Source organism: Actinophytocola glycyrrhizae (assembly GCF_042653545.1).
GTDB lineage: Bacteria > Actinomycetota > Actinomycetes > Mycobacteriales > Pseudonocardiaceae > Actinophytocola > Actinophytocola glycyrrhizae.
The window spans coordinates 146219-159749 of record NZ_JBHSIS010000007.1 but is presented as its reverse complement, the minus strand read 5'-3'; the positions used below and the strand labels follow the sequence as shown (position 1 = coordinate 159749).

Sequence of the window (13531 nt, the reverse complement as noted above, 5' to 3'; positions counted from 1 at the left end):
CAACCACGTTGTCTATTCTAGGGGAGACATGTTCACCGACCACACCGTCGACACCGCTCCGGAAGCCGCGCGCCGCACGCTCGCCGCGACCGGGAAGAAGTTCGGCTACCTGCCGGCCGCCGTCGCACGCCTCGCCGGGTCACCGCAGCTGCTCGACGGTTTCCTCAAGCTCAGCGCCATGTTCGAGACCACGAGCCTCGACCCGGTCGAGCGCGAGACCGTGATCATGACGGTGGCGACGCAGCACGGCTGCCACGTCTGCGTGGCCATGCACACCGCGGCACTTCAGCGGCTCGGTGCGGACCCCGCGCTGGTCACGGCATTGCGTGCGGGCGAACCACTGCCGGACGTCCGGCTGCTGGCGCTGCGCGAGTTCACGCTGACGGCGCTGGCCACGGCCGGCGAGGTGCCCGACGCCGACCTGGCCGCGTTCACCGCGGCGGGCTTCACCCCCGGGCAGGCGCTGGAGGTGGTGCTGGGCATCGGCGCCTACACGTTGTCAACGTTCGCGAACCGGCTCACCCGCGCGCCGCTCGACGAGCCGATGACCCCGTTCGCCTGGGCGCCTGCCACGTGAACACCACCATCGGGTGGTACTCCACCGAGAACTCGCACTCCTGCTGCCAGCCTTCCTGCCGGTACAGCGTGGCGGCGGGCGCGTCGGGGTGGGTGGCGAGCCAGGCGGCGGGCCAGTCCTCGACATAGCGGGTGAGCAGCGCACGGCCGATGCCGCGCCGCTGGTGGCCGGGGTCGACCATCAGCTCCGCCACCACCAGAGCGGGTGCGACGAGCCGCCGGGCGATGGTCGGGGTGACGGCGGCGGCCAGCGCGTCGTCGAACGGTGAGCCGCTCGCGAGCTCGGTACCGGCCGGCCAGCCGTAGACCGCGCCGACCATCTCGTCCTCGTCGGCCACGACGACCCCGCCCGCGCCGCTGTTGGACAGGTGCTGTTCGAGCCGGCCCTGGAAGGCGGCGAGCCGCTCCTCCGGCTCGTGCCACGGTGGCGCGGAGAAGCACTTCCGGTAGAGGCGTTCGAGCTGATCGCGGTAGGCGGCCAACTCGAACGCGTCCACGGAACGGACGGCGATGTCACGGCTCACACCCGCAGGTTAACGCGGGCTCAGTCGTCGTCGTGATCGTCACCGCGGTCGTCGTCACGGTCGTCGTCGTGATCGTCGTCGCGGTCGTCGTCGTGATCGTCCCGGTCGTCGTCCCGGTCGTCGTCGCCGTCGCGGTCCGAGTCGTCGTCCTCGTCGACGCGGGTGAACTCGCCGGTCGCGGCGTCGACGCGGACGTCGTAGGTGCTCCCGTCGCGTGCGGTGATCTCGACCTTCCACTCGAGCCTGCCGTGCTCGACCTCGCGCTCGACCTCGTGGACCGTGCCGCCCATGCGTTCCCGCACGACACGGGCCGCGTCGTCCGCCGACAGCTCACCGGGAGCGGCACCGGCCGAGGTCGGGGCGGTCGCCGAGGTCGGGGCCGACGACGACGTGGTCGAGGTTGGCGTGGTCGAGGTCGGCGTGGTGGTGGACGTGGCAGTCGGCGTGGTGGTCGTCGTGGTCGTCGTCGTCGACGTCGCGCTCGGCGAGGGCTGGTCGCCGGACGAGAGGGCGAACGCGGTGCCCGCGGTGACGGCCAGTGCGCCGGCCACGATGGCGCCGACGAGCAGGTTCCTTGTCATGCCGGTTCCTTCCGTTGCTGTTCAGGTACCGGCAACGGTGCCGCCCCGCGGCCTATGGGCGCGCTTTCCGACGGTTAACGCGGCCCTAAGAGGTCGACGACCACCCGCAGACCACCCTCGGTGGCACGTTCGAACCGCACCGTGCCACCGGTCCGTTCCGCCGCGCGCCGCACGATGTCGAGCCCGAGGCCGGTTGAGCCGGAACCGCTGACACCACGCAGCAACGCGTCCCCGCCGGGCAGGCCGGGCCCCGCGTCCTCGACGGTGAGCACCGCGCCACCCGGCCGCGCGCGAAGCGCCACCCGGAACGCCGTGCCGTGCGGCGTGTGCGCGAACACGTTGCCCAGCAGGGCATCCACGCACGCCTCGAGGTCGCTGCGCGGCAGCGCGACCGGCAGCGGTCCGGGCGCGACGTCGACGGTCAGGGCGCGTTCGGTGTCCTCGGCGAGCACGGCCCAGAACGCGACGCGGTCGGTGACGACCTCGGCCGCGTCGGCCTCCGCTGGCGGGTCGCCTCGGCGGCGGGCGTGGTGGATCACGTCGGTGACCACCCGGTTGACGGCGTCGACGCGGGCGCCGATGCGTTCCGCCGCCTCGGGGTCACCCAGCGCGTCGGCCTCCATCTTCAGCGAGGTCAACGGGGTGCGGACGCGGTGGGACAGGTCGGCGATGGTCTCGCGTTCCTCGCTCAGCAGGCCGTCGATCCGCCCGGCGAGCCCGTTGAGGGCGGTCGCGACCACGCCGAGCTCACCGGGTGCCGACGTGTCGGCCCGCGCGGCGAGCTCACCTCGGCCGAGCCGGTGCGACACCGCCGCGAGGTCCACTGTGGACCGGACGAACGTGCGTGCCAGCCGGTCCGCGACGAGCAGGCTCACGAGCAGCAGCGCGACCCCGAGCCCGCCCAGCAGCAGCCACGCGCGTGGCACCCCGGCCGCCAGCTCGGCGTCGGACACGAACGTGCGGATCACCGCCGTCGGGCCGGCACCCCGGTCGACGGCGAACACGATCTCGCGCCCGCCCGCCACGTCGGCGGACTGGCTGACCCCGCTTTCCGCGAGCGTGACCAGCGGCGACCGGGCGGCCCGCGCCCCGAGCACCTCGCCGTCGACGAACACGGACACCTCGTAGGCGGAGCTCGAGTCGACCTCCCGGACGCTCGCGGCGAGCGACTGCCGGTCGGTGGTGGCGACGAACGAGGTCAGTGCCTGCGCCTCGACGGTGGCGCGCTGCACCGCGCGGTCGGCGGCGACGTTGCGCACCAGCACCGCGAGCGGCACGAGGAACGCGACCAGCACGAGCGTGGTGGTGGCCGCGACGAGCAGCAGTACGCGCCGCCGCACGTCACGCCTCCGGCGCCGCGAGCCGGACGCCGACGCCGCGGACCGCGTGCAGGTAGCGGGGCTGCTGCGCGGTCTCGCCGAGCTTGCGGCGCAGCCACGAAAGGTGGACGTCGACGGTCTTGTCCGCGCCGCCGTAGGGCAGCTGCCACACCTCGGTGAGCAGCTCACGCTTGGCGACCACCTCGCCCGCGCGCACGGCGAGGTAGTGCAGCAGGTCGAACTCGCGGGGCGTCAGCTCGAGGACCCGCTGGTCCAGGGTGGCGCGGCGGGCACGCGGGTCGACGGTGAGCGCGCCGACGGTGACCGTCGGGTCGGTCTGCTCCTCGCCGCCGCGCCGCAGGACCGCGCGGATGCGGGCGTCGAGCTGGGCGATGCCGAACGGCTTCACCACGTAGTCGTCGGCACCGGCGTCGAGGACGGCGACGATCTCGGTCTCGTCGTCGCGGGCGGTGGCGACGACGACGGGGACGTCGGACACGCCGCGCAGCATCCGCAGCATGGCCGTGCCGTCGAGGTCGGGCAGTCCGAGGTCGAGCACGACGACGTCCGGGCGCGCGCTCACCGCCTGTTCGAGCCCGGCCATCGCGGTCGGCGCCGACACCACGGCGTGCCCACGGTCGGTGAGCCCCCGGATGATCGACGACCGGATCGTCGCGTCGTCCTCGACGACGAGTACCTGGGCCATGGATGCGACCGTAGCCGGTGTCCGGTGCGCGGTCGCGGGTGATAGGGGCACGTTAGGAGTGTCTTAACCATCGCCTGGGCATACTGGCGGTGTGCGTCTGACGACCGGGTTCGTGCTGTGGTTGGTGGCCGCCGCGGCCGCGACCGCGGTCGGCCTGCTCGCCGTGTCCGCGATCGGCACGGACATCTTCGGCGCCGGGCAGGACCCGCTGAGCCAGTCCGAAGTGGACGAGCTGCTCGCGAGCAGGCCGGCGCCGCCCCCGACCACCACGTCGTCGGCCCCTCCCCCGCCCCCCGAGAAGACCACGGTGACCGAGGGCGGCACGGTGATCGCCAGGTGCGACGGCGCGCTCGTGCGGATCGTGTCGGCGAGCCCCGCGCAGGGGTTCCAGGTGGACCCGGACGACGACGACGTCGACGACCACCCGACGGTGAAGTTCCAGTCCGAGGAACAGGAGATCGAGGTCCGGCTGCGGTGCGTGGACGGCACCCCGGCGGCCGAGGTCCGTTACGACGACTAGTTCCGTGCACCCGGCCAGTTCCGCAGGCTGGTGCGGGTGGTGGTCCCTGCCCGGGCTCTGGCGTCGTGTGGGGTTTGTCCTCGCCGGACGGGCAGGTCTCGGGGGTGGCGGGGGCTGTTCGGCTGCGGTTTGGGCGGGTCGGCTTGCGCCACCGTCAGGGTTACGCGGGCTGGGCCCCGCTTCGCGGGGCGGGCGCGCAGCGCCCGGTTCTGGTGCTGTGAATGGCGCGTTGACGGCGCGGGAATGCCCTGAAAGGCGCGTTCAGGGCGCTGAGCGCCCTGAACGGCCCATTCACGGCACCGGCCACCCGGCGGGTACGGCGGTCATGCCCTGAACGACGGCTTTCGGGGCATCAGCGGGCAGCTCGACTTCGCGGCACCAGGATCAACGGGACGTGTCCTGGAGCCGGAATCGCTGCGCGAGTTCCGTGGCGATCGACTCCGGGGCGCGGGAGCCGTCGACCTCGATCACGGGAAGGCCGGTTTCCCTTGCCTGGCGGCGGATCTCCGCGTCCCACAGCGCGTCGCGGCCGAGGCGGTTGGCCAGCGCGGCCGCGTGTCGGCGCTGCCCCAGTTGGCCATGGCCCGGTCCGGGTCGGCGTAGCGGTCGCCGAGCGCGCGCTCGCAGAACTCCTTGGTGGGCAGGAGGAAGGGCGGCTTGTTCCGGCCAGGTGAGCAGCGGGGCGAGGTCGCGGGCCACGGTGCTCTTCCCCGCACCGGTGCCACCCGCGATCCACCGGACGTGCGTCAGCCGTCGCGCGTGGTTCATGTCAGGCCGGCGTTCTCCTCCAGCCGGTCCAGGCGGCGCAGCACCGGCTCCAGCGCCTTGCCCACCGCGGCCGTCAACGCGGCGGAGCCGCCCTGGTTCGCCTGCAGGTGCACGTAACCCGCCAGCGCGGCCGACACCACCTGCCGCACCTGACGGGTCTCCGCGCCACGGCCGCGCAGCACCCGGCCCGCCGTCCCTTCCGGTTCCGCCACCAGGCCGAGCAACAGGTGCTCGCAGCCGACGTAGTTGTGGCCCAGCGTCAGCGCCTCCACCACCGTCAGCTCCAGCGCGTTGGCCGCCGTCACGCTCATCCGCGACGCGGGGCCCTCCGCAGGCGGCGGCAGTTCGCTGGCCACCGCCGCCGGCTCGATGTCGATCGTGCGCAGCACGTGCAGCGCCAGGTTCGTGCCCTCGTCGAGCAGGCCGCGCAGCAGGTCGGTGGTGCCCACCTCACCGGAGGCCGAGCCGATCGCCAGCTTCAGCACGTCCTTCGCGCGCTGGGTGAACGACGTCAGCCCAGCTGTCGGGTCGGTGGCGCTCAGGTCGCCGATGGCGCGGATCGCGGTCACGCGCTTCACCGACTGCTCCAGCGCGCGCTGGCAGATCGCGGACACCGGAAGGCCGGTCTCCTTCACGGTGTCGGCGAGGTCGTCCGGCAGGTACACGTTCACCTTGGGCATGCCCCCATGTATACCCCTACATGGGGGCATGCGACAAGTGGGTCAGCCGGTGCGCCTGGCGACCCACGTCTCGTAGTCGCTGCCCTCCGGTGGCGTGGCGGCGATGACGTCGTCGAGGAGGGTGCGGGCGGTGGCCAGCCCGTCGATGGCGATCGTCATGCGGTCCCGCTCGGCGCGCAGGTGCGGCAGCAGCTCGGGGCAACCCGGGGCGAGACCGTCACCGGTGTCGACCATGCAGGGCAGGACCTCTTTGATGAAGGCCGTGTTCAGCCCGGCGGCGAGCAGCATCCGCACGTGCCGCACGACGTCCACATCGGACTCGGCGTAGACGCGGTAGCCGGCGGGAGTACGGGTGGGCGCCAGGAGTCCCTGTTCCCCGTAGTACCGCAGCGAGCGCTCGCTGACCCCGGTCCGTCTGGCGAGCTCCCCGATCCGCACGACTTGACCTTAACACCGATGTGAGGCTTTAGCGTCGGGTTCATGACGGAAGCAGTGACAGTCCTGGGCCTCGGCCCGATGGGAAACGCCCTGGCAGCGGCGTTCGCGAAGGCGGGCCACCCCACCACGACGTGGAACCGGACCGCGACCAGACCGACCCCGCCCGGCACCACGCGGGCCGCGTCGGTCGCGGCGGCGGTGGCGACCGCCCCACTGACCGTGGTGTGCCTGCTCGACTACGACGCGGTCAGGTCGGTGCTGGCACCGGCCGGGGACGCGTTGTCCGGCCGCCACCTGGTGAACCTGACCAGCGGCACCCCCGACGCGGCCCGCGAGGTGGCCGGGTGGGCGGCCGACCGCGGCATCACCTACACCGACGGCGCGATCACGACCCCCACCGAGACCATCGGCACCGACGCCGCCATGATCCTCCACAGTGGACATCCCGTGGCGCTGCCAGCACTCGGCGGCACGCAGCGGTACCTCGGCGCCGACCCCGGCCGGGCGGCAGGCTACGACGTGGCGCTGCTGGACCTGTTCTGGACGTCGGTGGCCGGGGTGATCCACGCCTTCGCCATGGCACGCGCCGAGAACATCCCGGCGACCGAACTGGCCTCGTTCGCCAAGGACATCGCGATGCTGATGCCTTCGGTGATCGACGAGCACAGCGCCCGCCTCGACAAGGGCGACCACGACGGCGACTACGCGAACATCACCGCCGTCGCGGCCGGCATGCACCACATCATCGAGTCGGCGGCGGCACGCGGGATCGACGCGAGCGTCATGCGTGCCGCCCACGCGCTGGCCGCCCGCGCGATCGAGGCCGGGCACGGTGGCGACGGCGTGTCCCGGCTGACCCTGGAACTGGAGCGCGCGAGCGGTTCCTGACCTTGCACCCCCGCCGGGTTAGGGTTGCCTAACACCTGGAGGGGGATCATGACACCACTGACGGGCGGGCAGCTGCTCCGCCGATCGCTGCGGCGGCACCGGGGCAGGCTGACCGCCGCGACCGCACTGCTCTGCGGGCACCAGGCAGCGGAGACCATGGTCCCGGTGCTGATCGGCGTGACGATCGACCAGGCCGTGAGCACGGGCGACACCACGCGGATCCTGCTGTGGCTCGCCGTGCTGGCCGCCCTGTTCGTCAGCCTCACCCTCTGCTGGCGCTTCGGCTCGCGGCTCGGCGTGGTGGCGCAGCAACGGGAGACCCACCAGCTCCGCATCGAGGTGGTCGCGCGGGTGCTCGACCCGCGCGGCCACCGCACCGGCCGGCGCGCGGGCGAGATCATGCAGGTCGCGACGTCCGACGCCGAGCGCTCGATGTACGCCATGCACGCGGTCTCGCTGGTGCCGGCCGCCGCGACCGCGCTCGCCGTCGCCGCCGTGGCACTGCTCACGATCCACGTCCCGCTCGGGCTCGCCGTGCTCATCGGGGTGCCGGTGCTGGTCGCGGTGCTGCAGGTGCTCGGCCCGCTGCTCACCCGCCGGGCGGCCGCCGCGCAGGAGGCCGCGGGCCAGACCACCGCGCTCGCGACCGACCTGGTGCGGGGCGTGCGCGCGCTGCGGGGCATCGGCGCGCAGGACAGCGCCGCAACCAGCTACCGCCGCTCCAGCCGGACCACGCTGGCGGCGAGCCTGCGGGCCGCCACCACCAACGGCGTCTACCAGGGCACGTCGGCCGCGGTCAGCGGGCTGTTCCTCGCGGCGGTGGCGGGGTTCGCGGGCTGGCTCGCGGTCGAGGGCACGCTCACGATCGGTGAGCTGATCACGGTCGTGGGCCTCGCGCAGTTCATCGCGGAGCCGGTGCGCCTGTTCGCCACGGCCGGCCAGATGCTCGCGAACGCCCGCGCGTCGGCGACCAGGGTGGCCGCGCTGCTGTCCGCGCCGACGGTGCTGGCGCCCGGCACGCGCACCGGCCCGCTCCCCGACCGCGGCGTCACCCTCGCCGGCGTCACCTACCGCACCCTGACCGGGCTGGACCTCACGGTCGGTCCGGGTGAGACGGTCGGCGTCGTCGGCTACGAACAACGCGACTGCGACGCGCTCGTCGAGTTGTTGTCCGGCGCGGTGCCGCCTGCCGAGTACGAGGGCACGATCACGGTCGGCGGGGTGCCCGCGCCGGAGCTGGACCTGGCCACCGGCAGGAGCGAGGTGCTGGTCGAACACCACGACGTGGCGTTGTTCGAGGGCACGCTGCGGACCAACCTCATGTCGGCGGAGCCCGGACCCGCACTGCGGGCGGCCGCCGCGGAGGACATCGTGGCCGCCCACCCCGACGGGCTCGACCACCCCGTCGCCGACCGCGGCACCACGCTGTCCGGCGGGCAGCGCCAGCGCATCGGGCTCGCCCGCGCGCTCGCCGCCGACCCGCCGGTGCTGGTGCTGCGCGACCCGACCACGGCCGTCGACGCCATGACCGAGGAGCGGATCGCCAACGGCATCGCGGAGTTGCGCCGTGCCGCGAGCACCGTGCTGATCACCGCCAGCCCGGCGTTGCTGGCGGTCGCCGACCGGGTGGTGGTCATCGCCGACGGCCGCGTGGCCGCGTCCGGCACGCACACCGAGTTGTCCGAAGTGGACGCTCGTTACCAGGAGGCGGTACTGCGGTGAACGGGGCCTGCGGAGTGAACCGGACGAGGCGCGGCGACCGCGAGGAGCGGTCGTGAGCGAACTGCTTCCCATTGCTTCCGCGCGGCGCACCGCGGCCGCGTTGTGGACCGAGGTGCGCGCACTGCCCGTGCTCGGTGTCCTCACCGCGGTGACGGCGGTCGCGGCGAGCGCGGCCGGGCTCGTCGCGCCGTGGGTGCTCGGCGACCTCGTCGACCACATCTCGGTGGGCGCGGACCGCGGCGACGTGCTGACCTACGCGGCGATCATCGGCGGGGCCGCGCTGCTGGCCGGGGTGCTGACCGGGCTGTCCGCGGTGCTGATCAGCAGGCTCGGCGAGACGGTGCTCGCGCGGCTGCGCGAACGCGTCCTCGACCGCACGCTGCACCTGCCAGCGCCCACGCTCGACAAGGTCTCCTCGGGTGACCTGCTCTCGCGCGTCGGCGACGACGTCTCGGTGGTGACGACCGCGATCGGCCAGACCGGGCCGACACTCGCGGCCGCGCTGCTGACCGTCGTGCTCACCGGCGGCGGCATGTTCGCGCTCGACTGGCGGCTCGGCCTCGCGGGGCTCGCGGCCGCGCCGTTCTACGTGCTCGCGGTCCGCTGGTACCTGCCGCGCTCAGGTCCGTTCTACGCCAAGGAAAGGGTCGCGATCGGCGACCGCGCGCAGGCCATGGTGTCCGCGCTGCAGGCGGCGCCGACCGTGCGCGCCTACCGGCTCGAGGCCGAGCACACGGCCGCGATCAACGACCGCTCCCGCACGGCGATGGACCTGTCGATCGGGGTGTTCCGGTTGTTCACGCGGCTGGTCGCGCGGATGAACCGGGCCGAGTTCGTCGGTCTCGGCGCGATCCTGGCCGCGGGTTTCCTGCTGGTGCGCGGGGATCTGGTGACCGTCGGCGCGGTGACCGCGGCCGCGCTGTACTTCCACCGCCTGTTCAACCCGGTCGGCGCGCTGATCATGGAGTTCGACGAGGTGCAGGCGGCGGGGGCGAGCCTCGCCCGGCTCGTCGGCGTCGCGGACCTCGAACCGCCCAAGCGCCCGGAACAGGTGCGCGAGCCGGCGGACGGGACGCTCGTGCTGACCGGGATCGCCCACCGCTACGAGGATCCGCTCGTGCTGGACGACGTGTCGGCGACCGTGCCGGCCGGGACCCGGCTCGCGGTCGTGGGTGCCAGCGGCGCGGGCAAGACGACGCTCGCCGGGATCGCGGCCGGGTTGCTGGAGCAGGAACGCGGCACCGTCGTGCTCGGCGGGGTGCCGGTCGGTGAGCTGGACCGGGCGCGGCACGTGGCGATGCTGAGCCAGGAGGTGCACGTGTTCTCCGGGCCGCTGATCGAGGACCTGCGTCTCGCGAAGCCGGACGCGACCGAGGAGGAGGTCTGGGCGGCGCTCGCGGTGGTGGGCGCGGACGGCTGGGCCCGTGCGCTGGAGTCCGGTGTGGACACCGTGGTCGGGGAGAGCGCGCACGCGCTCACCGCCGCGCAGGCACAGCAGGTGGCGCTGGCGCGGCTCGTGCTGGCCGACCCGACCGTCGCGGTCCTCGACGAGGCGACCGCGGAGGCGGGCAGCGCGGGTGCGCGGGACCTGGAACGGGCCGCGCTCGCCGCGACCGAGGGCCGCACGACGGTGATCGTGGCGCACCGGCTGACACAGGCGGTGCTGGCGGACCGGATACTGGTGCTGGACCAAGGGAAGGTGGTCGAGAGCGGGACCCACGACGAGCTGGTCGCCGCGGGGGGCCGATACGCGCAGCTGTGGCGCTCGTGGCATGTTGCCGACCTGGGGGTCGGGCGGTAGCTTGACCGCGCCGAATGCGTGACACGCCGGAGGTTTGGGTTGTCGGCACCTACTGTGTACGACGTCGCCGAGCGGGCGAACGTCTCGATCGCGACCGTGTCCCGCGTGTACCGCAACCCCGGCACGGTTCGTGAGCAGACACGCGACCGGGTGCTGGTAGCGGCCCGCGAGCTGGGGTACGTGCCGAGCGGCAACGCCCGCGGCCTCGCCTCCCGCAGCACCGGCGTGCTCGGTCTGTGCTTCCCGGACTACGCCGACCCCGACCTTGACGACGACGACGCCGAGCAGACCCTGTACGCGGACGAGATCACCCGCGGCATGGAGCGGGCGGCGCGGCGGCACGGGTACGCGCTGCTGATCGCGGCGTCGCTGGAAGACGGGCCGGAAAGCCTGGTCGCGTCGGTGGCCGGGCGGGTCGACGGGTTCGCGGTGCTGGCACGGACCGTCGCCACCGAGGACCTGGAGCTGATGTCGCGGCGGCTGCCGGTGGTGATGATCGCCGGGCCGCGCGAGATCGACCACCTCGACCACCTCGAGGTCGCGAACCTCGACGGCGAGTTCACCATGACCACGCACCTGATCGCCGACCACGGGCTGCGCAGGCTCGCGTTCGTCGGCGGCGGCGAGGACTCCCCCGACGCGCGGGCCCGCTTCGCCGGGTTCCAGCAGGCACTGCGCGCGGCGGACCTGCCGGTGCCCGCCGAGCCTGCCGCACGCGGTGACTTCACGCAGGCCGGTGGCCGCGAGGCCGCCCGCCGCCTGCTGGCGCGGGGCGCCCCGCCGCAGGCGATGGTGTTCGCCAACGACCAGATGGCGATCGGCGGTCTCGACGTGCTGGAGCGGCAGGGCATGCGGGTGCCCGCGGACATGGCGGTCGTCGGGTTCGACGGGATCCCGCTCGGCCGGGTCGTCCGCCCCAGCCTGACCACGGTGACCCAGCCGATGCGCCGCCTCGGCGAGACCGCGGTGGACCTGCTGGTGGAGCGCCTTGCCGACCCGGACCGCGAGCCGCGCTCGGAGATGCTGCCGGTCACCCAGACCAGGCGGGCGAGCTGCGGCTGCCCCGAGCCCGCACCGCGCTGACCTCCCCGTCCTGGTTGCGACGGGTTTGCGACGCCCCTAGTGTATGCGCTTACAGTCAGTGCTCGCCATCGTCGAGGGGGTCGATCGTGACGGACACGACCGCGCGTCAGGACTGGGAGCGGCGCATCGGCCTGCCCAGTGACCAGCCGCTGACCGGCACCGGCGAGCTGCCGCCGCCATCGGGGCTCACGGCCACGTCCGGCACCGCGCTCGTGCACCTCGGCTGGCAGCCCGTCGACGGCGCGCTCGGCTACCTCGTGCACCGCGCCACCAGCGCCGACGGCCCGTTCACCCCGCTCGACCACCTCGGCGGCGACGTGCTCGCGGTGCCCCACCCGCCCTACGCCGACACCATGGTCGAACCGGGCGCGACCTACCACTACAGGGTCGCCACCTGGAGCGACAGCGGCGCCGGGGCGCTGTCCGACGCGGTGGCCGCCGCACCCGGCGACGGGACCGGCGCGGTGGCCGTCGCCATCGACGCCACCGCGACGCCCACGCCGCTGCCCGACGTGTGGCGCCGCATGATCGGCGCGGAGCACCTCTCGCTGCTGATCCGGGACGAGCCCGGCCCCGGCGGGTCGGACGTGGCCGCCGAGTACGCCGAGGCACTGCGGATCATGAAGGACGAGATCGGCGTGCGCACCGTCCGCGCGCACGGAACGTTCCTGCCCGAGACCGTGACGGTCGACGCCGACGGCACCTTCGACTTCGCCGGGCTCGACGAGGTCTACGACCGCTTCCTCGCCACCGGGCTGAAGCCGGTGGTCGAGTTGTCCTTCATGCCCAGGGAACTCACCGCCGACCCCGGCCACACGGTCTTCTCCTACCGGGCGCAGGTGTCCGTGCCGCGCGAGTGGGAGCGCTGGGGCGACCTCGTGCGCTCGCTGACCGCACACCTGCGCGAACGCTACGGCGCCGACGAGGTCGCGACCTGGGAGTTCGAGGTCTGGAACGAGGCCAACCTCGAGGTGTTCTGGAACGGCACGCAGGAGGACTACCACCGCCTGTACGAGATCGCGGTGCGCGAGATCAAAACCATCGACGAGCGCATCCGCGTCGGCGGACCGTCCTCGGCGGCGGCGGGCTGGGTCGGCGCGCTGCTGGAGCACTGCCGCGCCAACGACGTGCCGGTCGACTTCGTCTCCACCCACACCTACGGCAACGCGCCACTCGACCTGCGCCCGCTGACCAGGTCGTTCGCGCAGGCGACCGGCAAGGCGGAACCGGAGATCCTGTGGACGGAGTGGGGCGTCACGCCGACGCACTTCCACCACGTCAGCGACTCGGTGTTCTCCGCGCCGTTCGTGTTGCACGGCATGAAAAGCGCGCTCGGGTCCACCGACTGCCTCGCCTACTGGGTGTGTTCGGACCAGTTCGAGGAGCTGGGCTGGCCGCCCCGGCTGCTGCACGGCGGGTTCGGCCTGCTGACCGTCGGCAACCTGCGCAAGCCGCGGTTCTGGGCGCTGTACCTGCTGTCCAGGCTGGCCGGTGGCCGCGTTCCCGCCGAGTGCACTGGTGACGGTGGCGGGTCGCTCGTCGAGGCGATCGCGACGCGCGCCGACGACGGCGTGGCCGTGCTGGTGTGGAACGGAACCCTCGACCAGTCCAAGGTGGACGGTGCGCCGGGACTGGCCAGGGCCGTGACGGTCACGGTGTCAGGGCTCGCGCCCGGCACGTACGCCGTCGAGTCGGCGCGGGTCGACGAGGAGCACGCGAACATCGGCCGCGTGTGGCGGGAGATGGACGGCGGCGACTGGCCAACCGAGGACCAGTGGGCCACGTTGCGTTCCTCCGACGAGCTCCCGATCGAGTACCTTGCGAAGGTGGCGGTCGGCGACGACGGTGTCGCGTCGGTCGCCTTCGAGCTGCCCATGCCCGGGATCAGGTCCCTGCGACTGACCCGGCAGTGAAGCGAGGAGTGT

The 13531-nt window shown here is 73.3% G+C and carries 14 protein-coding genes; 7 read left to right on the top strand and 7 right to left on the bottom strand.

Going from position 1 to position 13531, the window contains the following annotated elements; all coding sequences use genetic code 11:
• Positions 1-28: 28 nt before the first annotated feature.
• Entirely contained in the window at positions 29-577 is a 549-nt protein-coding gene (locus ACFPCV_RS16690) for a carboxymuconolactone decarboxylase family protein (protein ID WP_378057094.1), read from the top strand.
• On the opposite strand, the gene ACFPCV_RS16685 is transcribed toward ACFPCV_RS16690, so the two are convergent.
• The 4 genes from ACFPCV_RS16685 to ACFPCV_RS16670 all read right to left on the bottom strand — a co-directional run bounded on the left by ACFPCV_RS16685 (position 519) and on the right by ACFPCV_RS16670 (position 3706).
• Positions 519-1100, bottom strand: a complete 582-nt coding sequence (locus ACFPCV_RS16685) for a GNAT family N-acetyltransferase (RefSeq protein ID WP_378057093.1) — start codon at positions 1098-1100, stop codon at positions 519-521. The two genes, ACFPCV_RS16690 and ACFPCV_RS16685, sit on opposite strands and share 59 nt — an antisense overlap.
• A 20-nt stretch (positions 1101-1120) precedes the next feature.
• Complete coding sequence (locus ACFPCV_RS16680; protein WP_378057092.1) at positions 1121-1681, bottom strand: PepSY domain-containing protein; 561 nt, start codon at positions 1679-1681, stop codon at positions 1121-1123.
• Between the two features lie 74 nt (positions 1682-1755).
• Positions 1756-3021 (bottom strand): sensor histidine kinase, encoded by a 1266-nt coding sequence (locus tag ACFPCV_RS16675; protein ID WP_378057091.1) that lies wholly within the window; start codon positions 3019-3021, stop codon positions 1756-1758.
• 1 nt (position 3022) lies between these two features.
• Positions 3023-3706 (bottom strand): response regulator transcription factor, encoded by a 684-nt coding sequence (locus ACFPCV_RS16670; protein WP_378057090.1) that lies wholly within the window; start codon positions 3704-3706, stop codon positions 3023-3025.
• A 91-nt stretch (positions 3707-3797) separates the two neighbouring features.
• On the opposite strand from ACFPCV_RS16670, the gene ACFPCV_RS16665 reads away from it, so the two are divergent.
• On the top strand, positions 3798-4226 hold the full coding sequence (locus ACFPCV_RS16665; protein ID WP_378057089.1) for a hypothetical protein: 429 nt from the start codon (positions 3798-3800) through the stop codon (positions 4224-4226).
• 384 nt (positions 4227-4610) lie between these two features.
• Here ACFPCV_RS16665 and ACFPCV_RS16660 read toward each other — a convergent pair whose 3' ends face one another.
• Genes ACFPCV_RS16660 through ACFPCV_RS16650 form a run of 3 tightly spaced genes read right to left on the bottom strand, consistent with a single transcriptional unit; the run spans position 4611 to position 6112 of the window.
• The gene (locus ACFPCV_RS16660; RefSeq protein ID WP_378057088.1) at positions 4611-4994 is read right to left on the bottom strand and encodes a hypothetical protein; all 384 of its coding nucleotides are present in this window, start codon (positions 4992-4994) and stop codon (positions 4611-4613) included.
• Positions 4991-5674: a Clp protease N-terminal domain-containing protein gene (locus ACFPCV_RS16655; RefSeq protein ID WP_378057087.1), complete on the bottom strand. Its 684-nt coding sequence runs from the start codon at positions 5672-5674 to the stop codon at positions 4991-4993. The genes ACFPCV_RS16660 and ACFPCV_RS16655 overlap by 4 nt, the downstream gene beginning before the upstream one ends.
• Before the next feature lie 42 nt (positions 5675-5716).
• Entirely contained in the window at positions 5717-6112 is a 396-nt protein-coding gene (locus ACFPCV_RS16650; protein ID WP_378057086.1) for a MerR family transcriptional regulator, read from the bottom strand.
• Between the two features lie 42 nt (positions 6113-6154).
• Between ACFPCV_RS16650 and ACFPCV_RS16645 the strand changes: the two genes are divergently transcribed.
• The 5 genes from ACFPCV_RS16645 (at position 6155) to ACFPCV_RS16625 (ending at position 13519) form a co-directional block, all read left to right on the top strand.
• Positions 6155-7000, top strand: a complete 846-nt coding sequence (locus tag ACFPCV_RS16645) for an imine reductase family protein (RefSeq protein ID WP_378057085.1) — start codon at positions 6155-6157, stop codon at positions 6998-7000.
• A gap of 48 nt (positions 7001-7048) precedes the next feature.
• A complete protein-coding gene (locus ACFPCV_RS16640; RefSeq protein WP_378057084.1) occupies positions 7049-8722 on the top strand; it encodes an ABC transporter ATP-binding protein in 1674 nt (557 codons plus the stop codon).
• 52 nt (positions 8723-8774) lie between these two features.
• Positions 8775-10523, top strand: coding sequence for an ABC transporter ATP-binding protein (locus tag ACFPCV_RS16635; RefSeq protein ID WP_378057083.1), 1749 nt, complete (start codon positions 8775-8777; stop codon positions 10521-10523).
• Positions 10524-10562: 39 nt separating this feature from the next.
• Complete coding sequence (locus ACFPCV_RS16630; protein ID WP_378057082.1) at positions 10563-11606, top strand: LacI family DNA-binding transcriptional regulator; 1044 nt, start codon at positions 10563-10565, stop codon at positions 11604-11606.
• Positions 11607-11692: 86 nt separating this feature from the next.
• A complete protein-coding gene (locus ACFPCV_RS16625; protein ID WP_378057081.1) occupies positions 11693-13519 on the top strand; it encodes a GH39 family glycosyl hydrolase in 1827 nt (608 codons plus the stop codon).
• The last annotated feature ends 12 nt before the right edge of the window (positions 13520-13531 follow it).

Bases quoted from the DNA above. Each gene is read 5' to 3' on its own strand.
- ACFPCV_RS16645 (WP_378057085.1), top strand. From the start codon at position 6,155: ATGACGGAAGCAGTGACAGTCCTGGGCCTCGGCCCGATGGGAAACGCC.
- ACFPCV_RS16690 (WP_378057094.1), top strand. From the start codon at position 29: ATGTTCACCGACCACACCGTCGACACCGCTCCGGAAGCCGCGCGCCGC.
- ACFPCV_RS16660 (WP_378057088.1), bottom strand. From the start codon at position 4,994: ATGAACCACGCGCGACGGCTGACGCACGTCCGGTGGATCGCGGGTGGC.
- ACFPCV_RS16640 (WP_378057084.1), top strand. From the start codon at position 7,049: ATGACACCACTGACGGGCGGGCAGCTGCTCCGCCGATCGCTGCGGCGG.
- ACFPCV_RS16655 (WP_378057087.1), bottom strand. From the start codon at position 5,674: ATGCCCAAGGTGAACGTGTACCTGCCGGACGACCTCGCCGACACCGTG.
- ACFPCV_RS16670 (WP_378057090.1), bottom strand. From the start codon at position 3,706: ATGGCCCAGGTACTCGTCGTCGAGGACGACGCGACGATCCGGTCGTCG.
- ACFPCV_RS16680 (WP_378057092.1), bottom strand. From the start codon at position 1,681: ATGACAAGGAACCTGCTCGTCGGCGCCATCGTGGCCGGCGCACTGGCC.